This window comes from Actinocorallia herbida, assembly GCF_003751225.1.
Classification (GTDB): Bacteria; Actinomycetota; Actinomycetes; order Streptosporangiales; family Streptosporangiaceae; genus Actinocorallia; species Actinocorallia herbida.
In genome coordinates this window covers 6,831,435-6,856,202 of the sequence record NZ_RJKE01000001.1, presented here as the reverse complement: position 1 = coordinate 6,856,202, position 24,768 = coordinate 6,831,435, and the positions used below count along the sequence as shown (strand labels likewise).

Below are 24,768 nucleotides of genomic sequence, written 5' to 3'. Positions count from 1 at the left end.
CGGCAGGGGTGGGATCAGCCGCGGTGGTGGGAGCCTCCGCGCGGCAGGGTGAGGTCGGCGACGACGGGAAGGTGGTCGGACGCGTCCGCGTCGGCCATGACCTCGACGGAGTCGACCCTCACCCTGCCGGACACCGTGATGTAGTCGATCCGCTGGTCCGGGGACCCGGCCGGGTAGGTGAGGCCCGGGCCCGATCCGGCGGCCGCCCAGGCGTCGGTGAGCACCGGCCACAGCGGCGCGAGTTCGGGGGCGTCGGGTGCGGCGTTGAAGTCGCCCATCAGGATCCGGACGGCACGGAGTCCGCGGTCCCCGGCGAGCACCTCGAGCATCTCGGCGACCTGGATCCGGCGGACGGCGGGGTCGGGGCGGAAGTCCAGATGGGTGGAGTACACGTGCACCGGGATGCCGTGCACCCGCACCACGACCTCGGGCAGGCCGGGTCCGGGCGCCGCGACGGGCGCCGCGGTCTGCGTGGACAGCCGGGTCATCGTGTGGTTCACGCCGGAGACGATGGGATACCGGGACAGGATCGCGTTGCCGTACTCGCGGCGGGGCGCGCCCTCCGCCGGCGGGTCGAAGCTGTAGATCGGTCCGGCATAGGAGCGCATGCCGAGGGCGGCGCCCAGCGTGCCGGCCAGATCGAGCCAGCCGCTGCGGTCGCCCCAGTGCACGTCGACCTCCTGGAGCCCGATGATGTCGGCGTCGAGCTTGCGCAGTGACGCCGTCAGACGGGGCAGGTCGAAGACCCCGTCGGCGCCCGCTCCGGCGTGGATGTTGTACGTCGCCACCCGCAGGTCGGCGCCGTGCGGACGGGCCGCCGCCGAAGGCGTCGGCAGCAGGGAGAAGGCATTGAGCAGCACAGCGAGCAAGCAGAACACGGCACGTGCGTGAACGCCAGCCACTTCACGGTGTCTTGAAGCCACCCGCCATGATCGTCGGAAGCCGCCGTCGCGGACCGGGCGTTCCGATGACGTCCGCGCGGCGAAGGGCTTCCGGGTCTCGAGCCGTCAGGGGAGGGCCGCGGTGAGGTCGGCGGCGTGCGCGCGCATCCACGAGGCGAGGTCGGCGAAGACGGCTTCGGCGGCCGTGCGGCCCGCGGCGCGGTGGGCGTCGCGGGTACGGGTGAAGCGCGCGGTGATCTCGGTGAGGACGGCGGCGGGGTCGTCCCAGCCGTAGGCGGCGCAGAACAGGGCGGTGCGGCGGGCCTGCTCGGCGATGGCGCAGCCGGGGTCGGCGACGTTCGCGAAGCACCAGACGGCATGGCCGAGGTCGTGCAGGCGGGCGCCGGGGGCCAGCTCGTCGTCCCAGTCGATGAGGCCGATCGCGGTCTCGCCGTCGAACACGGTGTTGTGCGGGCCGAGGTCGCCGTGGCAGACGACCTCGCCGCCGTCGGCGGCGGGGGAGCCCGCGGTCGCGTCGTGGAACGCGCGGATCAGCCGGGCCGCCGACGCGAGCCGCGCGTCCGATACCGGCGCGTCGTCCTGGACGGTCTCGCCGGGGATATAGGTGAGGATCTCGCGGCCGTGCTCGTCCTCGCCGAGCAGCCTGGGCGAGCCGGGGAACTCGGCCTTCTCCAGATACAGCAGGACGTCGCGGACATAAGGGCTGCTCTCGTGCACCGGGCGGCGGACGGTGTCCCCGACCCGCACCAGACCGAGGGTGTTGCCGCCGGCCAAACTCTGCTCGTCCATATTCCCGCCACCCAACACCCGCCGCCGCGGCCCCGCAACCGCTGTGATCCAAGAGTGATCAAGGAAAAAGCCCCGCCCGGAAGGCTTCCGGGCGGGGCGGTCGATCAGCGCCGTGCGGTCAGGACCGCGCGGCTAGCGCAGCAGGTGCCGCAGCGACCTCTTGACGAGGTCGGCCCGCGTCGCCGCGGAGCTGAGCCCCTCCAGACCGAACCCGAGGTACACGGTGTCCTTCGTGGAGATGCCCGCGCCCTCCTCGAAGGCCAGCGCGGTCCGGACGAAGTCGTTCGCGGACACCGCCGAGCCCTCGGGCGGACCGGCGATGGCCCAGCCGCCCAGGTCGTCCTCGAAGGACGTCTCGGCGATGGTCGCGCCGCCCGCGGTGACCTTGGTGTCGTCGACGAACACGCCGATGCCCTGGGTGCCCCAGTCGCTGACGTAGGAGATCGACACCTCGACCTTCTTGCCCGCGTAGGCCGTCAGGTCGTACGACTGCTCGTGCCATCCGCCGGACTGGCCGGAGGAGGCGTTCCAGGTGCCGGTCGTGCCGGTCGGGGAGCAGTCCGCGCCCTGGTAGTGGTCCAGGTGCGGGTGCAGCAGGCGCCAGCCGGACGCGCAGCTGGAGCCGGTCTCCTGGCTGGTCGAGCCGCCCGTGTCGGGCAGCGTCGTCCAGTCGTCCAGGCCCTCGGTGTGGGCCTCGACGAAGAAGTAGTCCCAGTCGGCCTCGGTGTCGAACGACGCCTGGAACGACAGCGTGCCGTCGGCCTGCCCGGTCAGGTCGATCGTCCGGGTGAGCCGCTTGTAGGACACGTCGGCGTTCTGGCTGTAGACGTACTGGCTGCCCGTCTTGGGGTCGAACGGCCCGGCGCCGGGCCGGTCCCACGCCAGTGCGGTGCCGGTGGAGAACTGCGGGAAGTCCGCGGCGGGCAGGAAGCTCGACGTGGTGAGCAGCGAGGCGGTGTGGTCCTGGTTGCTGGGGGAGTCCCCGCCGTTCAGGACGCCGGAGAACCCGGTGAACCTTCCGCCGTCGCCCTTGATCGCGTACGGCGCGCCGTTCTCGTCGGACCCGGTCCCGCTGACGTAGGTGAACGCGCCCAGGTAGTACTGGAGGAAGTCGTTCAGCAGCGGCAGGCAGGGCGGCTCGGACGGCACCGTGCACTCGGGGTCGGCGGCGTCGGGCTCGTAGAAGTAGGCGCCGTTGGCGGCCTCGGCGAAGCCCGCGTACTTGCCGCTGTAGAGCAGCTTGCCGCCTTCGTTGAGGTAGTCGCGCACGGCGAGCTGCGTGGCAAGGGTCTTCTTGGAGGCGGTTCCGGGGACCTGTCCCTGGGCGCGCGGGATGACGTCGTCTCCGGTCTCCCAGATGACCGCGTCGTAGTGCGACAGCACGCCGAGCGGGTGCGGCGAGGCGCCCCAGACGTCCTGGTCGTAGACGTCGGAGGAGTAGCCCGCGGCCTTCACCGCGGCCTCGTAGGAGCCCGCGTACTTGGCGGTCGCGACGCCCTGCGCGGGGCTGAGGCCGGTGACGTCCTCGGCCGAGAGGACCAGGACCTTCCCGCCGATGTCCGTCGCCACCGTGTAGGTGAACTTCTCGCTGGCGACGTCCTTGCCGTCCTTCTTCGCGGTGTACCAGGCCTCGACCTTGTCGTTCGGCTTGGCCTTCACGCTCGCCCGGTACTCGGCGTAGTAGATGTCGTTCTCGTCGCCGTACTTCTCGCCGCCCTTCCATTCCTTCGGGTCGGCCTGGCGGACGGGCCCGCCGTTGATCCGGTAGTTGAGCCGGAGCTTGGCCAGGGCCCGCTTGGCCTCGACGGCGACGGGCTGGGTCGTCCCGTAGGAGACCGGGAAGGAGTCGATGACGAGGTCGGGCGCGGTCCTGCCGACCACCGAGACCGGGTCGTCGGGGTCGTGCGCGGACTTCGCGGTGGCGAGGGCCAGCGGCAGGTTCTTCTCGAACTCCTGCTGGATCAGGCTCTCGTCGTCGGGGAAGTTGAAGACGCTCTCGCAGGCCGCGGGCTCCCAGGCGTCGGCCGGGTCGATGTTGCTCGCGGTCTCGCAGGTCGACATCTCGGGCGTCAGCGTCAGCGCGCCGTAGGCGTTGGCGAACTGGCCGTCGGTGTCGCCGTTGGTGATGTAGAGCTCGGCGCCGAGGTCGGGGTCGTAGCCGGGGACGGCCGGGTGCGCGTCGTCGCCGAGCAGCGCCTCGAACACGCGGTCGTCGGGCGTCGGGGTCTGCTGCTGCCAGCCGTTGCCGTAGAGCAGCAGCTCGGCGGCCGAGTGGTAGTTGATGACGAACTTCGGCTGGATCTTCTTGATCCAGGCGTTCTGCGCCTTCGTCTCGGGCTCGGACGCCGGGCCCGTGCCGCGGAAGGTCTCGCTGTCGATCGCGGGGGAGGAGCCCTCGTTGTCCCAGCCCCACTTGTACGGGTAGTTCCGGTTGATGTCGACGCCGTCGAGGGTGGTGATCACCCCGTCGCCGTCGTTGTCATGCAGGTTCTTGCGCCACAGGCGGTTGTCGGCGGTGAAGGTGTGGTCGTAGCCGTCCACGTTGACCACCGGCAGGAACCAGATGTCGGTCGTGTCGACCAGCTGGGTGACCTCGGCGTTGGTGCCGTACTGGGCGAGGAAGTACTGGAGCTGGCGGCGCACGTTCTCGGTGGTGATCCACTCGCGGGCGTGCTGGGTGCCCTGGAAGACCACCGAGGGACGGGAGCTCTTGAGCGGCTGCTTCTTGACCCCCTTGGTGACGCGCACCGCGGTGATCGGCTTGCCCTGGACGCTCTTGCCGAGGTCCACCGCGTCGGCGATGGCCGGGTACTGCGTCTCGGTCGCCAGCAGCTCCTCACGGAGGCCTCCGGTGCCGCTGTAGGGCCGGTAGACGCCGTCGCCCGCGGCGGCGGCCCTGGCCTTCGCGACCGGCTTCGGCGCGATCGGCACGCCCTTGGCCGCGAGCGCCTCGCCCTTGCGGGCGCTCATGACGACCTCGACCTCTACCTTGTCGCCGTCCTGCGCGCCGAGCGCGATGTCCTCGTGGTCGAGCCCCAGCGCCCGCAGGCTCTGCAGCTGTTCCGGGGTGACTTTTCCGGTGAACACCTGGATCCGGTCCGCGCCTGGGTCGGGGGCCGCGGCGGCGGGGGCCATCGCGGCCACCACCGCCGACGCGCCCACGACGACCGCGGCACAGGCCGAGATCAGCGTGCGCCTCATTGCGTCTCCTGTCTTGGGGGGTCATCCGGGGAGCACTCGAAGCACACGAGTCACCCCGTGAAGCAACTCTCAGATTCGCCTCGTCCCGCACTCCGGTCAATGGCAGAACTTCCGGTTTTGACTGGAGTAAGGATGTGGAAATTCGCCGAAGATCCTGAAGCCGGGACGTGCGGTGGCGCGGGCCCCGGCCGGATTCGGCCGAGGTCCGGAAAAGTTGACGGTGAGTAAAGAGGACGATCGGAATTCGCGGGGCGAAACCCGTCGATCAGTCCTGCATCGCGCTGAAGGAGACCTCGAGATGACGGGGCCCGCGCAACACCGGATTGGGCCGGTAAGGCGGCGGATCCGCGACGAGTTCGGGGTCCTTCAGCCGGCGGGCGAACTCCGTCAGAGCGAGCCGGGTCTCCAGCCGGGCCAAAGGCGCGCCGAAGCAGTAGTGGATGCCGTTCCCGAAGCCGAGGTGCTGGACGTCGGGCCGGTCCGGCACGAACCGCCCGGGGTCGTCGAACCTGCGCGGGTCGCGGTTGGCGGCGGCCAGCATCAGGTTCACGTCGGTGTTCTTCGGGATGACGGTCCCGGCGACCTCGACCTCGTCGAGGGTGCGGCGGTTCGGCAGGTACTGCACGGGCGGCTCGAACCGCAGCAGTTCCTCCACCATCGGGAGGGCGAGGCCCGGGTCGTCGCGGAGGCGTTTGAGCGCCTCGGGATGGCGCAGCAGCGTGAGCACCCCGTTGGTGATGAGGTTGACGGTCGTCTCGTGGCCCGCGATGAGCAGCAGGAAGGCGTTGGCGACGAGCTCGGGCGGGGTCAGCCGTCCGTCGGGGCTGTCGTCGGTGGCGAGGGCGGAGAACATGTCGCCGCTCGGCTCCCTGCGGTGCCGGTCGAAGAGCTCGGCGAGGTAGCCCGCCATCTCTATCTTGGCGGTCTCGCCGTCCATGAGGTGGGGGTCGGGCGTCTCCCCGGTGCCCAGGTCGGCGTTGCCGAGCAGGGACTCGGTCCACAGATGGAAGCGCGGCTCGTCCTCGATCGGCACGCCGAACAGCCGGCAGATCACCGAGATCGGGAACGGGTAGGCGAACTCGTCGACGATGTCGACCCTGTCCTTGCCGGCGAACCCGTCGAGGAGGCGGCCGACGGTCGCGGCCATGTCGGCCTGCATCTCGAACACCCGGCGCGGGGTGTGCGGCGGCCCGAACGGCCGGGTGACGATCCGCCGCACCCTGTCGTGCTCGGCCGGATCGAGCCGCAGGAAGCTCTTGGACGGTCCCGGCGTGCCCACGACGGGCGGCCGGGTCTCCGAGCTGATCCGCGGATCGTTGAGCAGCGAGCGCACCTCCCAGTAGGTGCTCACCGTGTAGACCCCGTCCGCCTGCCGGACGACGGGGGTGCGGCGCAGCTCGTCATAGAGCGGGTAGGGGTCGGCGCGGTTCGCGGGGTCGGCGATGGCGCGCAGGAGGCTGTCGGCGGTCGTCATGGGTCCTCGTCGTCTGGCCGGGGCTAGGCCGGGGCGGGCGTGAAGGTGATGCGGCGCTCGCTGGGCGCGTAGCCGCTGACGGTGACGGTCGGCCCGTGGCTCGGCACGGACGGGTCGGGGAAGCCGGCGGAGACCGCGGTCGTCCCCGGCGGCGGCCGGTCCACCCCGGTGAAGACGGGCGGGAACGGCGCGGCGGACTCGATGAGCCCGGTGTAGTGGTCGAGCCAGCGGCCGTGGTCGAAGCTGACGGCGGCGATGACCCGGCCGCGGTGCCCGTAGACGGCGGCGAACCTTCCCTCCTCCAGCGAGCCCTGGGTGACGACCACCTCGTCGCCCATCGTCGGCACGCCCACCGACTTGATGCTCACGCCGAACTGCGACGACCAGAAGGCCGGGATCCACAGGTGCGGGCGGCGGTCCGGCCCGGCGGCGAGCATGTTGTGGGCGGCGAGCCGCGCCTGCTCTACGGCGTTGCCCCAGTGCTCGAGGCTGAGGAACTGGTAGCCGAACAGGGCGTGCGGCATCCGGGCGACGTCCCCGGCGACGAAGATGTCGTCGGTCGCGATCCCGTTGTGGTCGAAGGCCCGGCAGGCGGCGTCGGCGGCGATCCCGCGCGGCCCGGCGGCGAGGCCGGAGCCTTCCAGCCAGCCGGTGTTGCGGAGCGCGCCGAGCGCGATCACCGCGACGTCGGCGTCCAGGACCGTGCCGTCGGACAGATGGGCGCGACGGAGCCTGCCCGCCTCGTCGCCCTCCAGGGAGGTGACGGTGACGCCGCACCTGAGGTCGACGCCGTGCGCGCGCTGGAGGCGGGCCGCGACGTCGCCGACGACCCCGCCGAGCGCGCCGACGAGCGGGGCCGCGCCGCGTTCGGCGACGGTCACCTCGATCCCGCGCTCCCGGCAGGCCGAGGCGATCTCCGAGCCGGTGAAGCCCGCGCCGACGACGACCACGCGGCGCGGGCCCGCGTCGAGCAGCCGGGACAGGTGCTCGGCGTCCTCGGCGGTGCGCAGGGTGAGGACGCCTTCGAGCCGCGCCTCGGCCTCGTTGATCCAGGGCCGGGCACGGGTCCCCGTGGCGATGAGCAGCCTGTCGAACGGGACCTTGGTGCCGTCGGCGAGCAGGACCGTCTTGCGCGACAGGTCGAGGCCGGTCGCCGCGACGCCGAGCCGCCACCGGGCGTCGATGTCGCGGGTGTGCGGCAGGGCGGTCGCCTCGGGCGCGACCTGGCCGAGCAGCACCTGCTTGGACAGCGGCGGCCGGTCGTAGGCGGGCACCGCCTCGTCGCCGATGAGCGTGATGCGTCCGGTGAACCCCTCGTCGCGCAGCGCCTCGGCGGCCCGCAGGCCCGCGAGGGACGCGCCGACGATGACGACGCGGTCGATCCCCTCAGCCGACAACGGGATCGACCTCCCGGAGGCCGGGCGCGTCCACCAGGATCGCCTGGACCGGGCAGGCCGCCGCGGCGGCGAGCACCTGCGGCCGCCGGTCCTCGGGCACGACCGGGTCGTAGAGCAGCGCCTCCTCCCCGTGCATCCGGAACACGTCCGGGCCGAGGAACGCGCACTGCGCGTACCCCTGGCACCGGTTGAGGTCGACCACAAGCCTCATCCGTACCGCCTCTCGCTGCCGGCCCCGTCGCCGCAGCGGAGCGATACCCAGCCCGTCCCGCGTTCCCGTCCCCCTGCCCGAACCTTGGCCCGCCCCCGACCCATCCCAGACCCGGCCGTCCCTGGCCGGGACGGCCGGGCGCGGCGTCAGCAGTCGACGAACTCGGGGAACTGGTTCAGCAGCTGCGCGCGCGGCGAGGTGAAGCGGGCCAGCGCCTCGGTCGCCTCAGGCCGGAACGCCGCGACCCGGTGGCAGTTCTGGAACGCCAGCCGGACGCCGAAGTGGCGTTCCAGCGCGCCGCGCATCGCGTCGCTGGCGAGGACGCGCAGGAGCTGTCCGCGCGCGGCCTCGTCCGGCGGCGGCACCTGGTTGTCCGCGAACTCCGCGGTCCCGCCGCGCAGCTCCCCGACGACCCCGTCGATCAGCGTCCACGCGTACGGGAGCGAGTCCCGCACGCACGCCAGGAACGCCGCGTCGTCGACGTCCCCCTCCTTGGCCCGCTCCACCAGATCCGCGGGCACCGTAAGCGACATGCTCTCTCCTTCACTCGGCCGGAAACCTCCCTCGGAGGCTCCCAAAATGAAAACCGTTTTCATTATTGGCACGCGGCGGCCCCTGGGGCAAGCGCGCCCCGGGAAAGGCGGAGCTTGTGGAGGGATATGCGAAGAAGGTCGGGCGAGACCGTCCCGGCCCGCGGGACGGCCCGGCGCGTCGGCGGTGATCCGGTGAGTACGGACATGACCCGTCCGCAGCGCGACGGCGCAGCGCGCGGGACCGTTGCGGAAGCCGAGTCCGGCAGCATGACGGGTTCCTCACCTTGGCTTTCGGGCGCTGACGGGAGGGTTTACGCGGGCGCAACCCGCCGGGGTGCTTCGGCGGGTTGACTTGGGGTGGGGCGTGGCGCGGGTGCGCGGCCGTGGAAGGAACGGTGATGGGCGGCTTTTCGGTGCCTGTGGTGGACATCTCGGCGTACGTGGGGGAGGGCTCCGCGGCGACGCGCGGGGAGACCGCCCGACGGCTGGACGACGCGTGCCGGGAAGTCGGGTTCGTGCAGGTCGTGGGGCACGGGGTGCCCGAGGCCGTGATCGACGGGCTGAAAGGGGCCATCGACGCGTTCTTCGGGCTCGACCTCGACGTCAAGAAGGGGTTCCGGGCCCCGCCGCGGATCAACCGGGGGTACACGCCGCCGCGGAGCGAGTCGCTGTCGCTGAGCCTCGGGGTCGAGGCGGCGGACCGGATGAACGACTTCTTCGAGGCGTTCAACGTCGGGATTCCGGCGTCGGCCTATCCGGGGATCGAGCTGCCCGCCGACGACTACGCGCCCAACCTGTGGCCGGAGGGGCTGCCGGAGTTCCGGCCTGCCGTGCAGGCGTACTTCGCGGAGGCGGCCCGGGTCGCCCGGACCCTCACGGGGATCTTCGCCGACGCGCTCGGACTTCCGCCCGGATACTTCGCGGAGTTCACCGGCCACTCCCTGGACGTCCTCCGGATGAACAACTACGCGCTCCCGCCCGGCGAGGTGGTCCTCGACGGGGACCTCACGGGCATGGGCGAGCACACCGACTACGGGATCGTCACCGTCCTGTGGGCCGACCGCGAGGCGGGCCTCCAGGTGCTCGGCCACGACGGCGGCTGGCACGACGTCATGCCCGCGGAAGGCGCGCTCCTGGTGAACCTCGGCGACCTCATGGCCCGCTGGACCAACGACGCCTGGCGGTCCACCCTCCACCGCGTGAAGCCCCCCGTCGTCGACGGCTCGATCCGCCGCCGCCGCTCGGCCGCCTACTTCCACGACGGGAACATCGACGCTCGGATCAGCACCCTCCCGAACCACACCGGTGAAGGCACCCCCTACCCGCCCATCACGGTCGCCGAGCACATCCGGGCCAAACTCGCCGGCTCCCGCGAAGGCCGCAGCAACCCGTACGCGGACCGCGAAGCCGCCCGCGTACGCGCCGCCGCGGACGCCTAGGCGCGCACGACGTACGCGGAGCGGCGAGAAGGCGGCTCGTGTCCTCCGCGGGAGGGAGCGGCTTCTCGTGATCGGGGAGGATGCGGGCGCGTCCCGGGCGAGGGCATGCTCCGAGGGTGGACGAGAAGCTGACGGCACTGGCCCGCACGACCGCCGAGGATCTGGGCCGCAGGCGCGCGGGGGTCGCGGTCGCGGCGGTCGTAGGCGACCGCACCGGGATCGCGACGGCGGGCCCGCCCGGCGACGTGTTCGAGATCGGCTCGGTGACCAAGGTCCTCACCGCGCTGATCCTGGCCCGGATGGTGGTGGACGGCAGGGCCGGCCTGGACGAGCCGGTGGCCGACCTGCTGGGCGCCCCGGTGCCTTCGCGGGACGGGGAGCCGATCCGGCTGCGGCATCTGTCGACGCACACCTCGGGCCTGCCGAGGCTGCCCAAGGGGAAGCTACGGGAGGCGGTGCTGCACCCGTACGAGGCCGACCCCTACGCGGACTGCACGGCCGAGGCCGTTCTCGAGGGTCTTGCCCGCACCCGCCTGCGCGCCAGGCCGGGCCGCCGGGTCAAGTACTCCAACCTGGGCGTCGGCCTGCTCGGACTCGCGCTGGCCACCCGCGCGGGCACCGACTACGCGACCCTGCTGCGGGCCGAGATCTGTGATCCGCTGGGCCTGGAGCGCACCGGCGTCGACGTGCCCGGACTGCGCCAGGGCCACCGACCGCGGGGCCAGGAGGTGTCGCCCTGGAACATGGCCGCCCTCGCCGGGGCGGGCGGGGTGCGCGGCACCGCCGCGGACCTCGCTCGGCTCGTCCGGGCCCATCTGGACCCCGCCTCGACGCCCCTCGGCCCGGCGATCGACCTCGTGCTGCGCACGCGCCGGCCCGGCGCCGCGGCCTGGGGCCATCTCGGCTGGTTCGGCACGAGAAGACCGGCCGGCCCGCTGTTGTGGCACAACGGCGGGACAGCCGGTTTCACGTCTTTCGTTGGGATCTCACCGGAATGTGGAGTCGGTGTCGTCGTCCTTTCCGACACGCGCCGGATGGTCGACGGCGGAGGACTCGGACTGCTCACCGTGCTGGAATCCCGGTGACGGCTCAGGCCGCGAGGATCTTGGACTTCGCGCGTTCGTACTCCTCGGTGGTGATGATGTTCCGATCCTTCAGGTCGGCGAGTTTGCCGAGCTCGTCGGCGGAGCTCGCGGGCGTCTGCGCGGTCTCCCGCACGTAGGAGCGGAACTCCTCCTCGCGCCGCTGCGCCTCGGCGAGGTCGCGCCGGGCCATGCCGCTGCCGCGCGCGATCAGGTAGATGAGCACGCCGACCATCGGCAGGACGATCACGAGGACGGTCCAGCCCGCCTTGGCCCAGCCGCTCAGTTCGTGGTCCCGGAACAGGTCGGCGAAGACCCGGAACAGCAGGAAGATCCAGATGATCCAGCAGAAGAAGATGAGCATCGTCCAGAACAGGTTGAGCATCGGGTAATCGTCCATGTCTCTGCTTAACCCGACCGGCTTATCGGACGAAATGACCAAGCGTTAAATATCCCTTCAAGGAAGTCGAATGACCGCCTAAGAGTGCGGACTTCCAGGAACACCTACCGCAGAGACTCGAACGAGGCGCGGGGGTGCCGAATGTCCGAACCTGTAGGGGAAGGGGAGCCGCCGGAGCCGCCGGAGCCGTCTCAGCGGCCCGAGCCGTCCGGGGCGTCGGCGTCGGAACCGGCCTCGGCGGGGCGGCTGGACGCGGCGGAGCGCGCCGAGCTCGCCCGGCTGCGCACCGAGGTGGCCGAGCTCAAGGCGGGGCGCAGGACGCCCGGTCACACCGCGCGGGCCGTCGGGGCGGTCGTGCTCATCGTGCTCGGCTGCCTGCTCGCGCCGCTCGCCGTCGTCGCCGCCTGGTCGGGCGGCCAGATCGCCGACGCCGACAGGTACGTCGACACCGTCGCGCCGCTCGCCGAGAGCCCCGCGGTGCAGAACGCCGTGGCCGACCGGGTCACCACGGAGATCGTCGACCGGCTCGACGTGCCGAAGCTCGTCGACGAGGCTCTGAACGCCCTCGAAGGCAGGGGCCTGCCCGCCCAGCTGGGGGACCGGCTGAACGGGCTGTCCGGGCCGCTCGAGAACGCGCTCACCTCGTTCATCCGCGACAAGGCGCTCGACTTCGTCAAGAGCGACACCTTCGAGACCCTCTGGGTGCGCGCCAACCGGCAGGCCCACACCCAGCTCAACGCGGTGCTGTCCGGGCAGGGGAGCAAGGTGCTCAAGACCGAGGGCACGACGGTCTCGCTCGACCTCGGCCCCGTCATCACCGAGGTCAAGCAGCGCCTCGTCGCCCGCGGGCTCGGCGCGGCGGGGGCCATCCCCGAGATCCATCCGACGTTCGAGGTGTTCGACTCGCCCGCCCTGGTCAAGGCGCAGCGCTGGTACCAGATCCTCGGCGCGCTGCGGTGGGTGCTGCCCGTCCTGTCGCTCATCCTCATCACCGCGGGCGTCTACACCGCGCGCGGCCACCGCCGCGCGCTCATCGCCGCGGCCTTGGGGGTCGTCGGGGCGATGCTGCTCCTCGCCCTCGCCCTGCTCGCGGGCCGCGCCTACTTCCTCGACGCGGTCGCGGTGCGGGGCCTGAACACGGCGGCGGCCGGGGCCATGTACGACGCCCTCATCACCTTCCTGCGCTCGACGCTCCGGATGGTCGCGGTCGTCGCGCTGGTCGTCGGGGCCGGGGCGTTCCTCACCGGCCGGTCCGCGGCGGCCGTGCGGACCCGGGAGACGCTCTCGGCGGGGCTGGCCAGGCTGCGCGGCCGCGACCACGGCAGCCGCTGGGTCTACGACCACCGCAGGCTGCTGCGCACGGGCCTCGTCCTCGTGGCGATCCTCGTGTTCTTCTTCTGGAACTATCCGACCGGCCTCGTCGTCCTGCTGATCACCCTGCTGGTGCTGCTGGCCCTCGCCGTCGTCGAGGCGCTGGCCCGGCCCCCGGACGGCTGAGCCGCCGCGCGTCCCGGAACAGGGGAGGGCCGAGGGCCCCGATTGTCCCGGATCGGCCCAGGGACACCGGCCGTGCCCCGCTCCCTGGCGGCTTGGGACGCGCCCCCGCGACCGTGGAGGCACGGGGGCAGGGCGCCGCCGGGAAAGGGGACGGCGGTGTCCGTCGAAAGAGGTACAGGGCAGAGGATTCACCCTCCGACGCCGGGGGCGGCGGCGGGGCCCGGCGACGGGATCGTGCGGCTGGCGGGGCTGGCGCTGGCGGCGGGCCCGCTCATCTGGGCCGCGGGCCAGTTCACGAGCGGGGCGCCCGACCCGACGTCCGACGAGGTGCCGCCGATCGAACTCGCCGCGGGCTGCGCGTTCATCGTGGGCCTCGCGGCCCTGGCGGGGCTGATGCTCGCCACGCGGGCCACCGGGGACCGCAAGGGCAAGGCGCTGCCCATCATCGCGCTCGTGCTCTTCCCGTTCGCCATCGCGACGAGCCTTGGCAGCCTTCCCTACGAGACCTACTCCGAGACGCCCCTGTGGGTGCAGGCCACCGACCCGGCCTGGCCGCTCTCCCAGATCACGATGCTCGCCTGCGCGATAGCCGTCATCCGGGTCGCGCGCTGGAAGGGACCCCTGCGGTTCCTGCCTCTCGCCGGATCCCTCTGGCTCCTCGTCTCCGGAGTGGGCGAGGCCGTCACCAGCGTCCAGACCGGCACCTACATCTTCACCGCATGGATGGCCTTCACCTACGTGGCCGCCGGACTCCTGCTCCTCACCAAGCCGGGCGCGGCCCGCGGCCTCTGAGCCGTCCCGACGCGCCGAGTCCCGTCCCGTCCCGCGTGAGCGGCCTCGGGGCGGGTAGGCGCATTCCAGAGGCACTCGGGGGAGGGCGGCCATGGCGGACGCGGTGGTGGTGGGCGCGGGGCCCAACGGGCTCGTCGCGGCGAACGTGCTGGCGTCGGCCGGCTGGGACGTCGTCGTCCTGGAGGCCGCCGGCACGCCGGGCGGGGCGGTGCGCAGCGACCGGGGAGCGCACCCGGACCACGTGAGCGACGTGTGCAGCGCCTTCTACCCCCTAGGGGCGGCCTCCCCGGCCATCAGCGCGCTTGAACTCGAGCGGTACGGGCTCGAGTGGCGGCGGTCCCCGGCCGTCCTTGCGCACCCGCTGCCCGACGGCAGGTGCGCGGTGATCGAGGAGGAGGCCGAGCGCACGGCCGAGGGCCTCGAGGTCTTCGGGGCGGGCGACGGCGACGCGTGGCTGCGGCTGTGGGGGCTGTGGCAGGAGATCGGCGACGACCTGGTCAGGGCCCTGCTGGCGCCGTTCCCACCCGTCCGGGCCGGGACCGCGCTCGCGCTGCGGCTGCGGGCGGCGGGCGGGCTGCGCGCGTTGCGCTTCCTCACCCTCCCGGTGCGGCGCCTCGGCGAGGAGGAGTTCACCGGTCCCGGCGGGCCCCTGCTGCTCGCCGGATCGGCCCTGCACACCGACCTGTTCCCCGAGGCCGCGGCGTCCGGCGCGTTCGGCTGGCTGATGGCGATGCTCGGCCAGCGGCACGGCTGGCCGGTGCCGCGCGGCGGCGCGGGCGCGCTCACCGCGGCGCTCGTGCGGCGGCTGGAGTCCCTCGGCGGGACGGTGCGCTGCGGCGCCCGGGTCACCGAGATCGTGGTCAGGGACGGACGGGCGCTCGGCGTCCGGACCGCCGACGGCGATGCCGTCCGGGCCACCCGGGCCGTCCTCGCCGCGGTGTCGGCGCCCGCCCTGTACGGCGGGCTGGTCGACTGGGCGCATCTGCCCGCGAGGCTGCGCGACGACATGCGGCGCTTCCAGTGGGACCACGGCACGTTCAAGGTCGACTGGGCGCTGTCCGGGCCCGTCCCGTGGGCCGCGCCCGGCGCGCGCCGCGCCGCGACCGTCCACCTCGGCGACGGCATGAACGACCTCACCCGCTACAGCGCCCAGCTCGCCACGGGGACGGTGCCGGCCCGGCCGTTCGCGCTCGTCGGCCAGATGGCGACCGCCGACCCCGACCGCTGCCCGCCCGGCACCGAGTCCGTCTGGGCCTACACGCATGTGCCGCGCGAGGTCACCGCGGACGCCGGAGGCGACGGGATCACCGGGTCCTGGGACGGAAGGGAGGCCGAGGCCATGGCCGACCGGCTCCAGGCCCGCCTGGAGCGCTACGCCCCCGGTTTCGCCTCGCGTATCGTCGGCCGCCGCGTCCTCACCCCGGACGCCCTGGCCCGGCTGGACGCCAACCTGGACGCCGGCGCCACGAACGGCGGCACCGCCTCCATCCACCAGCAGCTCGTCTTCCGGCCGGTCCCCGGCACGGGCCGGGCCGAGACCCCCGTCCGCGATCTGTACCTGGCCTCGGCCTCCGCGCATCCCGGGGGCGGTGTCCACGGGGCGTGCGGGGCGAACGCGGCACGTGCCGCCCTGCACGGCCGCGCTCCTCTGGCCTTTCTCCAGCGCCTGCTCTCCGGACCTCGCCTCTGACGGATCAGGGCCGGACGACGCCCGTCCGGCGGGCCTCGGCGGCGCGGAGCGCGACCTTGGCGAGGTTGTCGAGGGCGAGCCGGTTGCGGAGGTTCAGGAAGAGCTCGGTGGTGGGGCTGTGCAGGGTCGCGCCGATGCCGCGCAGCGGGTGCTCGTCGAGGACGACGACCGTGCCGGCGCCCCATTCGATGAGCTGCAACGCTGCCCGGATCGTCCCGAACCGTCCTGCGTGGATCTCCAGTTCGAGCCGCTCCGGCGGCCTGCTGACCCGCACGACGGTCCGGTCGTGCAGCGCCCAGGGCCCGTACCCCGCGGTGAAGTGCAGTTCGGCGCCCACGGCGGGCCAGGCCGGATCGACCGACCGCACCTCCCGGGTGCCGACGACCCACTCGGCATAGGCGGTCCCGGTCGCGAGGACCCGCCAGACGCGCTCCCTCGGGACCTCGATGTAGACGTCGCGTACGGCCATTCCGAAGCGCTACCCGGCGGTGTCCCCGGGGATGGCCCGCCCCGGGGCAAGACTCGCCCAGGACGGTTCCGGCGAGGGGGCCGCGCTTTTCCCACGCCATTTCAGGGGGCGCGTGACACCAGTATCTGACGCGTCAAAGATCACCATAAGAGGGGTGTCCTTCCGTCAATGAATCACGGTGCGGCGGCCGCGGCACGGGGTGTCCAGGGCGCGTCCAAGCAGGTGGAGCGTGTCACTGCCCGGCGGTGCAACTCTTATATTTCGCACTCATGGCCTTAGAGATGAATTCTTCTCATGAAATCATCTCAATTTTGAACAAAGTTCCTAATTGCGTTAGGCTCCCCGAATCCAGCGGATCTTGTCACTGTCGGGCATCTACCGGACGGTCACTTTCGCGTGTCTTTCAGCAGGGAGCAGCCATGAGCCAGACCATCGAAACGGCACTCAAGGAGGTCATGGCCCTCGACGGAGCCGCGGGCGCCTCGCTCGTCGACTACGAGAGCGGGATGCCGCTCGGCATCCAGGTGACCGGTGAGATCGACCTGGACGTCGCCTCCGCGGTGACGACCGACATCGTCCGCACCCAGGTCAAGGCGTTCAAGGCGCTCCAGATCGAGGACTCCATCGAGGACATCCTCATCTCGCTGGACACCCAGTACCACCTCATCCGGGTCATCGACCGGGGCCAGGACCGGCTGCTGATGTACGTCGCGCTGGAGCGGGAGAAGGCCAACCTCGCGCTCGCCCGGCTCACGCTGCGCAGGATCGCCCGCGAACTCGGCGTCTGACCCGCGGCATGGACAAGGAAGCGGTACTCAAGGAACTCACCGCGCTGCGCGCCGACGTCCCGGGCGTCACCGAGACGGCGACCGCCTCCGTCGACGGCATGCTCCTCGTCGCCGACACCGACGAGGCGAGGCCCGACGTGCTCGCCGCGCTCGCCGCCACCACCCTCGGGCTCGGCAAGAGCACCGGCCACGAGACCGGGATGGGGGAGCTGCGCGAGGTCGTCGTCCGGTGCGCCGGAGGGCACATCGTCGTCTACGCCGTCGGCAAGAAGGCCCTGATGGTCGTGCTCGGGGACGAGGGCCTGGACGTGGCGCGGCTGCACGTCAGGTCGCGCACGACGGTCCAGAACCTGGCCGACCTCGTGGAACCGTGAGGCCATGACCGAGATCCCCGATCCCACGCGCGGCAGACCCGCCGGAGTCCTCCTCGCGGGCATCGACCGCAGGGCCAAGGAGGGCTTCACGGGCGTCCTGCGGGCGGACGGCCCGGTGTCCGGGATCGTCGTCCTGCGGGAGGGGAAGGTGGTCGCGGCCGCGACCCCTGAGGCACCGGGCCCCGAACCGCTGCTGCTGCGCTCCGGGCGCGTCGCCGAAGCCGACTGGACCGCCGCGTTCGCCGAGGGGGCCCCGCACGGGCGGCTCGCCGAGGCGCTCGTCGCCCACGGCGCCCTGGGGGCACTGGGCGTCGAGGTCGTCGCCGCGACGGCCCTGGCCGACGCGGTCTTCGCCCTCGCCCTGCGCGGGGTGCAGACCTGCGTCGCCGCACCGCTGGACGCGGCCGAGACGGGCCCGCTGCTGTTCCTCGACCCGGGGCTCGCGGCCGACGACGTCGTCCGGGAGGCCCAGCGCAGGCTCGCCATGGCGGCTGAGTGGCAGGAGCGTGGGCTCACCTCCACGGCCGTCCCGGCGTCCGCCGCTGCCGGGTCCGCGACCGACCCGCTGCTGGCCGCGGTCAACGGCAGGCGCAACGTCCGGGGCCTCGCCTTCGCCCTCGGCCGCGGCCTGTTCGCCACGATGCGGTCCCTCGCCGACCTCATGGACGCGGGCGCCGTCACCGTCTCGGCCGAGCCGGGCCAGGCCGGCCCGCCCACCTCGCAGGACGCACCGCACGAGCCCGCGCCGCCCGAAGGGCTGCCCAAACGGCTGCGCGGCGCGAGCGACGTCATCCGCGTCCTGCCCTTTCGTCCCGATCGCTGAGGCGCGCGGCGGTCGGGCGGCCCTCCCCGGCGGCGCGGCCGGGGAGGGTGTCTTCCGGGGCGCCTGGCGCAGTGTGGTGCGAAACGCCATTCAATTCCTCGGTTCGGTATGAAAGCCTCGTTCGAAGCGTGCTCCCGAGCGAAGGGCGGGTCGATCGTGGGTGACGGGATTGCGGGGCTCGGGGACGAGCTGGGGCGGGAGAACTCGTTCGCGCGGGTGCTCGCGCAGGTGGCGCCGGAGCTGCTGCCCTGGAACACGAAGGCCGACGGGCCGGTGGCGCCTTTGCACCTCGCTCACGGGACGACGATCCTCGCCGTGGTCCACGCGGACGGCGTCGTCATGGCGGGCGACCGGCGGGCCACGATGGGCAACGTCATCGCTCAGCGGGACCTGGAGAAGGTGGCACTCGCCGACGAGTTCTCGGCCGTCGCCTTCGCCGGGACGGTCGGGCTGGCCACCGAGATGGTCCGGCTGTTCCAGCGCGAACTCGAGCACTACGAGAAGGTCGAAGGGCAGCCGCTGTCCCTGGACGGCAAGGCACGGCGGCTCGCGACCCTCGTCCAGGGGAACCTCGCGCAGGCCGTGCAGGGGCTCGCCGTCATCCCGGTGTTCGCCGGGTACGACCAGAGCAGCGGCCGAGGCCGGATCTTCTCCTTCGACGTCACGGGCGGCCCGTACGAGACCGCCGACCACTACGCCGACGGGTCGGGCTCGCCGTACGCGCGCGGCGCCTTGAAGAAACTGTGGCGTCCCGGCCTTTCCCTGCGCGACGCGGTCTTCGTCTGCGTTCAGGCCCTCTACGACGCGGCCGACGACGACTCGGCCACGGGCGGCCCCGACCTGACCCGGCGGATCTTCCCGACCGTCTCCGCCGTCACCGCCGAGGGGTACCGGGCCCTGCCCGAATCGGAGATCCGGGAGATCGCCGAAGCCGTCGTCGCGGCGCGCATGCAGGCGCCCAACGGCCCCGTCGCCTCCCTGACGGGCTGACGGTCCCGCGCCACCCGGTGTTCGACGGCGCGGTGCCGGGAATTCGGGCGGGGGCCACGGCACCGGCATAGCTTCCGGGCAACCGATCTTGGAGGTTGTCCGTGAAGGTTTCGCTGGGGAAGAGGGCGATCGTCGCCGGTCTGGGCGCGGGCGTCGTCGCGTCGGGCGTGGTGCTGGCGGGCGCGGCGCAGACGGCGGTCGCCGCGCCGGGCCGGGACAGGGCGGAGCCGATCGTCGTGGCGCACCGGGGCGCGAGCGCGTACCGGCCGGAGCACACGCTCGCCGCCTATGAGCTGGCGATCGCGCAGGGCGCCGACTACATCGAGCCCGACCTCGTCCTCACCAAGGACGGCGTGCTCGTCGCCCGGCACGAGAACGCGCTCGGCGGCACCACCGACGTCGCCGCCCACCCGGAGTTCGCGGGCCTGAAGAAGACCAAGACGATCGACGGCGTCACCTCGACCGACTGGTGGACCGAGGACTTCACGTTCGCCGAGCTGCGGACGCTGCGCGCCAAGGAGCGCATCCCCGCGACCCGGCCGGAGAACACCGCCTTCGACGGCCGGTTCCTCATCCCGTCGTTCGACGAGGTCGCGGAGCTGGCGAAGCGGAACAACGTCGGCGTCTACCCCGAGACCAAGCACCCGACCTACTTCGCGTCGATCGGGCTGCCGTTCGACGAGCCGCTGCTGAAGGCGCTGAAGAAGCACGGTCTGACGAAGCGGTCCTCGAAGGTGTTCGTGCAGTCCTTCGAGCCCGGCATCCTCCAGCGCCTCGACAAGCGGACCGACGTCCGGCTCGTCCTGCTCCTCAACGGCGCCGGGCAGCCCTACGACTTCACCGTGTCCGGCGACAAGCGCACCTACGCCGACCTCGTCACCCGCGACGGCCTGCGCTGGACCGCCTCCTTCGCCGACGGCATCGGCCCGGCGACGAACTGGATCATCCCGCTCGACGCGGCCGGCGAGACCCAGGCGCCGACCACCCTCGTCAAGGACGCCCACCGCGCCGGCCTCACCGTCGTCCCGTGGACCTTCCGCCCGGAGAACTCCTTCCTCCCCGCCGACTTCCGCCAGGGCGACCCCGCCTCCCCGGCCTACCCCCGCGCCCAGGGCAACGCCGCCGCCTGGCTCAAGCTCCTCCTCGCCCAGGACATCGACGGCATCTTCGCCGACGACCCGGCCCTCGCGACCGCCGTCGTCGAGTAGCCGTGCTTTTCGCGCCGCCTTCGGTGTCGCGGTGATCGGGCGCTTGAGATCCCGGGGCCTGCCCCGGGGCGCCCGATCACACCGGCGCGGTTCCCCGTCAAGGCCCGTGGCAGGGGGCTGGGCCGCAACCCCCTCTGGGGGCTCCTCGGCAACGCTCGTCGCGAGTGGCTGAGCTGGAAACCTTCCGGGGTGGTTCCTTCGGAACCCCCGTGGGACGGCCCTCGTGGGGGTGGGTCAGAGGGCGAGGATGGTGTCGAGGTCGTAGGCGCCCGCGTCGGTGCCGAGGCCGCGGGCGACGCGGGAGGCGGTGGCGCAGCCCAGGTGGGCGGCGGCCTCGAGGTCGCGGCCCAGGGAGAGCGCACGGAGGAAGCCCGCGGAGAAGGCGTCGCCGCAGCCGGTGGTGTCCACCAGCTCTTCGGGCGGGATGGGGAGGGCGGGGACCTCGAAGACGCGGTCGGGGGTGGCGACCAGGGCGCCCTTGGCGCCCTGGGTGACGGCGACGCAGCCCGCGCCGTGGGCCAGCAGGGCGCGTGCGCCGGCGGCGAGATCGGCGGCGCCGGTGAAGCCGAGTACCTGCTCGTCGTTCGGCAGGAGGTAGTCGGTGTGGGGGAGGGCGTCGGCGATCCAGGCGAGCATGTCCGGGTCGCCGGGTGCGAGGACGTCCACGGAGGTGGTCGCACCGAGGGAGCGCGCGTAGGCCAGGAGTTCTCCTGCCGCGGGACCGCCCAGGAACTCGGGGCCGCCCAGGTGCAGGTGGGTGATCCCGGAGAGCGCGGCCCGGTCCAGGTCGTCGAGGGTGAACGCGCCGTTCGCGCCGATGCAGTGCCACGCGGGCCGGTCGCCGTTGGGCCGGACCGGCAGGACCGAGGCGGACGTCTGGTGCCCGTCCTTGCGGACGATCCCGGCCGTGTCGACGCCCTCGCGGTCCAGGAGGGACAGCAGGGTCGTCGCGATCGGGTCGGCGCCGACCGCGCCGAAGCTGCGCACGTCCGCGCCCAGCCGCGCCAGCACCAGCGCGGTGCCGCCCGCGGTGCCCGCCGCGGAGAACCGGATCGTGTCGACGATCTGGCCGTCGGACCGCTCGGGGATCCCGCTGATCCCGATGACGTGCGTGTCCAGGACGTGCACGCCGACCGCGGCGACCGTCATCGGGGGGTGGCTCATACCGGTTTCTCCGTCTCCGCGCCGCAGCGCCTGGGGGTGGGACGCGGTGGCGTGCCTTCGCGGCCTGTGAGTGTAGACGAGCCAGACCCGAATGTCTCTCATGTTCTCCCCGGGCATCTTGGGTGCTCGGTGAAGAGCCGGAAAGGGGGTGATCCGACGCTCGTGCCGCCAGAAAAGGGGGAGGGGTCAAGGGGAAATTTCGGTGCTTTTCTTTTTTGGGGATGGGGCCTAGGTTGTGATCCGGGTAACACGGGACTCCCGGGTGGTAGGTGGGTGGCGATGGCCGAGATCGTGCTGGACGGGGTCAGCAAGTCCTTCGGGAGCGGGCAGCGGGTGGTCGACGGGATGCGGCTGCGCATCCGTGACGGCGAGGTGTTCGTCCTGCTCGGGCCGTCCGGCTGCGGCAAGTCCACGGTGCTGCGGATGATCGCGGGCCTTGAGGAGATCACCAGCGGCGACCTGTGGATGGACGGCAGGCACGCCAACGACCTGGAGCCGCGCGACCGCGACGTCGCCATGATCTTCCAGAGCGGCGCGCTCTACCCGCACATGTCGGTGCGCCAGAACATCGGCTTCCCGCTGCGCCTGGCCAAGGAGGAGCCCGGGGAGACCGCCGAGAAGGTGACGGAGATGGCCCGCGCGCTCGGGCTCGACGGCCTCCTCGGCCGCAAGCCCGCGACCCTTTCCGGCGGGCAGCGCCAGCGGGTCGCGATGGGCCGGGCCATGGTCCGCGAGCCGAGCGTGTTCCTCATGGACGAGCCGCTGTCGAGCCTCGACGCCGGGCTGCGCACCGAGCTGCGGATGGAGATCGGCGGCATGGTCCGCTCGCTCGGCGCGACCACCGTGTACGTCACGCACGACCAGATCGAGGCGCTCACCCTCGCCGACCGGATCGGCGTCATGCGCGACGGGGTGCTCCAGGACGTCGGCACGCCCCAGCAGGTCTACGACGATCCCGCGACGGTGTTCGTCGCGGCGTTCCTGTCGAGCCCGCAGCTCAACCTGCTCGGCGGCACCGCCTGGGCCGTCCGGGACGAGGGCATCGTCATCTCCCTCGGCGACCAGCAGATCACGCTGCCGTGGAGCGACCCGCGCGCCCACGCGTTCGTGCCGCACCACGGCCGTCCCGTCATCGTGGGCCTGCGGCCCGAGTCGCTGACCCCGGTAGCCGAGCCGTCCGGCGGGCCCGTCCTCGCCGCGCGGCTGCGGTCCGCGGAGTTCCACGGGCACGAGTGGATGGCGTTCGCCGAGGTGAACATCCCCGGCGTCGACGTGGACGCGGTCGGCGCCCGGCCGAAGCCGCGCCCGGAGGAGGAGCGGACGGACCGTCCGTGGCGGGGGCTGCTCCGCCGCCGCCCGGCCGCGCCCGTCGAGGAGCCCCGGCACGTCGGCCAGCGCCGCCGCACCGACCTGCTGTTCCGCGCGGGCGAGACCCGCTCGATGGTCCAGGGCGCCCGCGTCAACCTCGCCGTCGACCTCGACCGCGCGCTGTTCTTCGCCGCCAACGGCCGCCGCATCGACACCCCCGCCCGCTGACGCCCGGGGGAATCTGACTTTTCGGTCATAGACGTAACGCCTCTCGAACCCTTCCGAAATCACCGGGAAACCGGATGGCGGTGTGATCACCGGTGCAGGAAGATCGAGAAAGGACGTGCTCCGGTGGCCATCCCCTCCGACGCAGAGCTCGACACCCTCATCAGGGCGCGCCTCGCCCTCGTGGGCGTCGACCTCGACCAGCTCCCCGAGACCGCCGACCCGGCGACCGGGTCCCCGACGCGCGCCGCGGCGATGGAGTCGCTGCGCACGTTCCTCGCGGGACCGAAGGTCAACGGCGTCCGGCAGGGCGGCCGGCCCGCGGCCCTGTCGTTCTGGACCCCGCCCGCGACCGGCGCCGACGCCCTCGCCAAGGCCCAGCAGGCCGCACCACCGCTGCTCTACCCCTCGATCACCGAGGCCTGGACGGAGGAAGGCCGATGAGCCGGGAGTACTCACGCCGCGTCTTCCTCGCGCAGACGAGCGCGGCGGCCGGGGCCGCGGCGCTCGTGGCCTCGCCCGCCAAGGCCGGGGGCAGGCCGCTCGCGCCGTCCCTGCCCGACGTGGACGTGCGCAAGGCCGCGCTGGACGACCCGACCGAGGCGACCCTCGCCGAGGCCGCCGCGCTCATCAGGGCGCGCAAACTGAAGCCGACCACGCTCGTCGAGGCGCACCTCGCCCGGATCGACGCGTTCGAACCCACCTACAAGGCGTTCAACGCGGTCACCCGAGACGCCGCGCTCGCCGCGGCCAAGGCGCAGGACCGCAGGCCGACCGGGGTGCTCGCGGGCATCCCGCTGTGCGTCAAGGACAACTACTTCACCAAGGGCGTCGCGACCACCGCGAACTCCTTCGTCTTCGCCGGCTTCGTCCCCGACGAGGACGCCACCGCCGTCTCCCGGCTGACGTCCGCGGGCGGCATCGTGCTCGGCAAGGGCCAGATGGGACCGCTCGCCACGACCCGCGCGACGACCCCGAACGGCGTCGTCACCACCGTCAACGCCTGGACCCCGACGAACATCGCCACCGACCCGGGCGGCTCGTCCACCGGACCGGCCACGGCGGTCGCGGGGCGGCTCGCGACGTCGGCGATCGGGACGCAGACCGGCGGCAGCATCATCCTGCCCGCCAACCAGCAGAACCTGACGGGCCTGAAGCCGACGATGGGCCGCACGTCCCTGTACGGCATCATCCCGCTGTCGTTCACCCGCGACCACTCGGGCCCTATCGCCCGCGACGCCCTCGACGCGGCGATCATGCTGACGGTCATGTCCGGCCCCGACGAGAAGGACCCCCGCACCCAGGGCCTCCCGGACCTGCCCGACCTCGTCAGGGCGGCGACCCCCGTCCTGCGCAAGGGCAAGCCCAAGATGCGCCGCACGACGGTCGTCGGCGTTCCCGCCGACTACCTGACCGGGAGCGCCGCGACGCTGCGCAAGGACTTCCTCGCCGTGCTCGCGGGCATCGAGGGGATCCGCCTCGTGGACATCGCCTACCCGGACGACTGGGCGCTGCTCACCGGCACGTTCAACGACGCCCGGCTCGCCGAGCGCACCGAGCCGTTCCGGCCCTACCTCCAGCAGGACCTCAAGCTGTTCGGCGTCTCGGTGCTGAGCTGGCTCCAGGGCCTGCTGCTGTCGGGCGACGAGTGGATCACCGCGCAGCGCGCCAAGGCGCACCTGATCCGCGAGGTCCTGGACGGCCCGCTCGACCGGTGCGACGTCGTCCTCCAGACGAGCGTCGTGCCGTTCGACATCCTCGGCCTGCCCGAGATCGGCTTCCCGATCGGCTTCAACGCCTCGGGCGTCCCCGTCGGCGCGATCCTCGGCGGCCAGCCTTACGAGGAGGACCGGCTGCTGGAGGTCGCCGCCGCCTACCAGGCCGCGACCGACTGGCACCTGCGCCGTCCGGTGGACCCGCCGCAGGCCGGCGCCGCGGCCCGCGCCTTCGCGGCCCCGCTCGTCCTCACCGCCGAGGAGGCCGCCGCGCAGAGCGCCTGACGCGTGTCCCCC

23 protein-coding genes are annotated in these 24,768 nt (G+C 72.6%); 13 read left to right on the top strand and 10 right to left on the bottom strand.

The genetic code is table 11. The annotated features are described in order from the left end of the window. Window positions 1–14 precede the first annotated feature (14 nt). From EDD29_RS31275 to EDD29_RS31245, 7 genes are all read right to left on the bottom strand, one after another. A complete protein-coding gene (locus EDD29_RS31275; protein WP_246053485.1) occupies window positions 15–860 on the bottom strand; it encodes an endonuclease/exonuclease/phosphatase family protein in 846 nt (281 codons plus the stop codon). Between the two features lie 147 nt (window positions 861–1,007). Further along, entirely contained in the window at window positions 1,008–1,691 is a 684-nt protein-coding gene (locus EDD29_RS31270) for a phosphotransferase (protein WP_211360033.1), read from the bottom strand. Between the two features lie 132 nt (window positions 1,692–1,823). After that, window positions 1,824–4,892, bottom strand: coding sequence for a M14 family metallopeptidase (locus tag EDD29_RS31265; RefSeq protein WP_123667888.1), 3,069 nt, complete (start codon window positions 4,890–4,892; stop codon window positions 1,824–1,826). A gap of 265 nt (window positions 4,893–5,157) precedes the next feature. After that, window positions 5,158–6,366 (bottom strand): cytochrome P450, encoded by a 1,209-nt coding sequence (locus EDD29_RS31260; RefSeq protein ID WP_123667887.1) that lies wholly within the window; start codon window positions 6,364–6,366, stop codon window positions 5,158–5,160. Window positions 6,367–6,389: 23 nt separating this feature from the next. Then, window positions 6,390–7,763 (bottom strand): NAD(P)/FAD-dependent oxidoreductase, encoded by a 1,374-nt coding sequence (locus EDD29_RS31255; protein ID WP_246053099.1) that lies wholly within the window; start codon window positions 7,761–7,763, stop codon window positions 6,390–6,392. Then, entirely contained in the window at window positions 7,753–7,974 is a 222-nt protein-coding gene (locus EDD29_RS31250) for a ferredoxin (RefSeq protein WP_123667886.1), read from the bottom strand. Before EDD29_RS31250 ends, EDD29_RS31255 begins: the two co-directional genes overlap by 11 nt. A gap of 146 nt (window positions 7,975–8,120) precedes the next feature. After that, window positions 8,121–8,507 carry an SCO5389 family protein gene (locus tag EDD29_RS31245; protein ID WP_123667885.1) on the bottom strand — a complete coding sequence of 129 codons (387 nt, stop codon included), beginning with the start codon at window positions 8,505–8,507 and terminating at the stop codon, window positions 8,121–8,123. A 398-nt stretch (window positions 8,508–8,905) separates the two neighbouring features. On the opposite strand from EDD29_RS31245, the gene EDD29_RS31240 reads away from it, so the two are divergent. Both EDD29_RS31240 and EDD29_RS31235 read left to right on the top strand, forming a co-directional pair. Further along, complete coding sequence (locus EDD29_RS31240) at window positions 8,906–9,946, top strand: isopenicillin N synthase family dioxygenase (RefSeq protein WP_123667884.1); 1,041 nt, start codon at window positions 8,906–8,908, stop codon at window positions 9,944–9,946. A gap of 116 nt (window positions 9,947–10,062) precedes the next feature. Further along, the gene (locus tag EDD29_RS31235) at window positions 10,063–11,031 is read left to right on the top strand and encodes a serine hydrolase domain-containing protein (RefSeq protein ID WP_170201663.1); all 969 of its coding nucleotides are present in this window, start codon (window positions 10,063–10,065) and stop codon (window positions 11,029–11,031) included. Window positions 11,032–11,035: 4 nt separating this feature from the next. Here EDD29_RS31235 and EDD29_RS31230 read toward each other — a convergent pair whose 3' ends face one another. Beyond that, window positions 11,036–11,428, bottom strand: a complete 393-nt coding sequence (locus tag EDD29_RS31230) for an SHOCT domain-containing protein (RefSeq protein WP_123667882.1) — start codon at window positions 11,426–11,428, stop codon at window positions 11,036–11,038. A 141-nt stretch (window positions 11,429–11,569) separates the two neighbouring features. Between EDD29_RS31230 and EDD29_RS45860 the strand changes: the two genes are divergently transcribed. From EDD29_RS45860 to EDD29_RS31215, 3 genes are all read left to right on the top strand, one after another. Then, window positions 11,570–12,925 carry a hypothetical protein gene (locus tag EDD29_RS45860; protein WP_170201662.1) on the top strand — a complete coding sequence of 452 codons (1,356 nt, stop codon included), beginning with the start codon at window positions 11,570–11,572 and terminating at the stop codon, window positions 12,923–12,925. A gap of 156 nt (window positions 12,926–13,081) precedes the next feature. Continuing rightward, complete coding sequence (locus tag EDD29_RS31220) at window positions 13,082–13,717, top strand: hypothetical protein (protein ID WP_148086154.1); 636 nt, start codon at window positions 13,082–13,084, stop codon at window positions 13,715–13,717. Between the two features lie 91 nt (window positions 13,718–13,808). Then, the gene (locus EDD29_RS31215) at window positions 13,809–15,407 is read left to right on the top strand and encodes a phytoene desaturase family protein (protein ID WP_123667880.1); all 1,599 of its coding nucleotides are present in this window, start codon (window positions 13,809–13,811) and stop codon (window positions 15,405–15,407) included. Between the two features lie 4 nt (window positions 15,408–15,411). On the opposite strand, the gene EDD29_RS31210 is transcribed toward EDD29_RS31215, so the two are convergent. After that, window positions 15,412–15,876, bottom strand: a complete 465-nt coding sequence (locus EDD29_RS31210) for an SRPBCC family protein (protein WP_123667879.1) — start codon at window positions 15,874–15,876, stop codon at window positions 15,412–15,414. A gap of 419 nt (window positions 15,877–16,295) precedes the next feature. Here EDD29_RS31210 and EDD29_RS31205 point away from each other — a divergent pair, with 419 nt between their 5' ends. The 5 genes from EDD29_RS31205 to EDD29_RS31185 all read left to right on the top strand — a co-directional run bounded on the left by EDD29_RS31205 (window position 16,296) and on the right by EDD29_RS31185 (window position 20,059). Then, complete coding sequence (locus EDD29_RS31205; RefSeq protein WP_123667878.1) at window positions 16,296–16,664, top strand: hypothetical protein; 369 nt, start codon at window positions 16,296–16,298, stop codon at window positions 16,662–16,664. A gap of 8 nt (window positions 16,665–16,672) precedes the next feature. Beyond that, the gene (locus EDD29_RS31200) at window positions 16,673–17,038 is read left to right on the top strand and encodes a roadblock/LC7 domain-containing protein (protein WP_123667877.1); all 366 of its coding nucleotides are present in this window, start codon (window positions 16,673–16,675) and stop codon (window positions 17,036–17,038) included. A 4-nt stretch (window positions 17,039–17,042) separates the two neighbouring features. Next, a complete protein-coding gene (locus tag EDD29_RS31195; RefSeq protein WP_123667876.1) occupies window positions 17,043–17,861 on the top strand; it encodes a hypothetical protein in 819 nt (272 codons plus the stop codon). Window positions 17,862–18,017: 156 nt separating this feature from the next. Beyond that, window positions 18,018–18,851, top strand: coding sequence for a proteasome subunit beta (gene prcB, locus EDD29_RS31190; RefSeq protein ID WP_246053098.1), 834 nt, complete (start codon window positions 18,018–18,020; stop codon window positions 18,849–18,851). 101 nt (window positions 18,852–18,952) lie between these two features. Then, window positions 18,953–20,059 carry a glycerophosphodiester phosphodiesterase gene (locus EDD29_RS31185; RefSeq protein ID WP_246053097.1) on the top strand — a complete coding sequence of 369 codons (1,107 nt, stop codon included), beginning with the start codon at window positions 18,953–18,955 and terminating at the stop codon, window positions 20,057–20,059. A 234-nt stretch (window positions 20,060–20,293) separates the two neighbouring features. On the opposite strand, the gene EDD29_RS31180 is transcribed toward EDD29_RS31185, so the two are convergent. Continuing rightward, on the bottom strand, window positions 20,294–21,223 hold the full coding sequence (locus tag EDD29_RS31180; RefSeq protein WP_211360031.1) for a carbohydrate kinase family protein: 930 nt from the start codon (window positions 21,221–21,223) through the stop codon (window positions 20,294–20,296). A 279-nt stretch (window positions 21,224–21,502) separates the two neighbouring features. Between EDD29_RS31180 and EDD29_RS31175 the strand changes: the two genes are divergently transcribed. The 3 genes from EDD29_RS31175 (at window position 21,503) to EDD29_RS31165 (ending at window position 24,756) form a co-directional block, all read left to right on the top strand. Further along, a complete protein-coding gene (locus EDD29_RS31175) occupies window positions 21,503–22,759 on the top strand; it encodes an ABC transporter ATP-binding protein (protein ID WP_123667873.1) in 1,257 nt (418 codons plus the stop codon). Window positions 22,760–22,882: 123 nt separating this feature from the next. Then, window positions 22,883–23,200 (top strand): hypothetical protein, encoded by a 318-nt coding sequence (locus EDD29_RS31170; protein WP_123667872.1) that lies wholly within the window; start codon window positions 22,883–22,885, stop codon window positions 23,198–23,200. Continuing rightward, window positions 23,197–24,756: an amidase gene (locus EDD29_RS31165; protein WP_123667871.1), complete on the top strand. Its 1,560-nt coding sequence runs from the start codon at window positions 23,197–23,199 to the stop codon at window positions 24,754–24,756. The genes EDD29_RS31170 and EDD29_RS31165 overlap by 4 nt, the downstream gene beginning before the upstream one ends. The last annotated feature ends 12 nt before the right edge of the window (window positions 24,757–24,768 follow it).

Bases quoted from the DNA above. Each gene is read 5' to 3' on its own strand.
- EDD29_RS31215 (WP_123667880.1), top strand. From the start codon at position 13,809: ATGGCGGACGCGGTGGTGGTGGGCGCGGGGCCCAACGGGCTCGTCGCG.
- EDD29_RS31270 (WP_211360033.1), bottom strand. From the start codon at position 1,691: ATGGACGAGCAGAGTTTGGCCGGCGGCAACACCCTCGGTCTGGTGCGG.
- EDD29_RS31205 (WP_123667878.1), top strand. From the start codon at position 16,296: ATGAGCCAGACCATCGAAACGGCACTCAAGGAGGTCATGGCCCTCGAC.
- EDD29_RS31180 (WP_211360031.1), bottom strand. From the start codon at position 21,223: ATGAGCCACCCCCCGATGACGGTCGCCGCGGTCGGCGTGCACGTCCTG.
- EDD29_RS31195 (WP_123667876.1), top strand. From the start codon at position 17,043: ATGACCGAGATCCCCGATCCCACGCGCGGCAGACCCGCCGGAGTCCTC.
- EDD29_RS45860 (WP_170201662.1), top strand. From the start codon at position 11,570: ATGTCCGAACCTGTAGGGGAAGGGGAGCCGCCGGAGCCGCCGGAGCCG.
- EDD29_RS31245 (WP_123667885.1), bottom strand. From the start codon at position 8,507: ATGTCGCTTACGGTGCCCGCGGATCTGGTGGAGCGGGCCAAGGAGGGG.
- EDD29_RS31200 (WP_123667877.1), top strand. From the start codon at position 16,673: ATGGACAAGGAAGCGGTACTCAAGGAACTCACCGCGCTGCGCGCCGAC.
- EDD29_RS31250 (WP_123667886.1), bottom strand. From the start codon at position 7,974: ATGAGGCTTGTGGTCGACCTCAACCGGTGCCAGGGGTACGCGCAGTGC.
- EDD29_RS31265 (WP_123667888.1), bottom strand. From the start codon at position 4,892: ATGAGGCGCACGCTGATCTCGGCCTGTGCCGCGGTCGTCGTGGGCGCG.
- EDD29_RS31165 (WP_123667871.1), top strand. From the start codon at position 23,197: ATGAGCCGGGAGTACTCACGCCGCGTCTTCCTCGCGCAGACGAGCGCG.
- EDD29_RS31260 (WP_123667887.1), bottom strand. From the start codon at position 6,366: ATGACGACCGCCGACAGCCTCCTGCGCGCCATCGCCGACCCCGCGAAC.
- EDD29_RS31240 (WP_123667884.1), top strand. From the start codon at position 8,906: ATGGGCGGCTTTTCGGTGCCTGTGGTGGACATCTCGGCGTACGTGGGG.
- EDD29_RS31175 (WP_123667873.1), top strand. From the start codon at position 21,503: ATGGCCGAGATCGTGCTGGACGGGGTCAGCAAGTCCTTCGGGAGCGGG.
- EDD29_RS31210 (WP_123667879.1), bottom strand. From the start codon at position 15,876: ATGGCCGTACGCGACGTCTACATCGAGGTCCCGAGGGAGCGCGTCTGG.
- EDD29_RS31230 (WP_123667882.1), bottom strand. From the start codon at position 11,428: ATGGACGATTACCCGATGCTCAACCTGTTCTGGACGATGCTCATCTTC.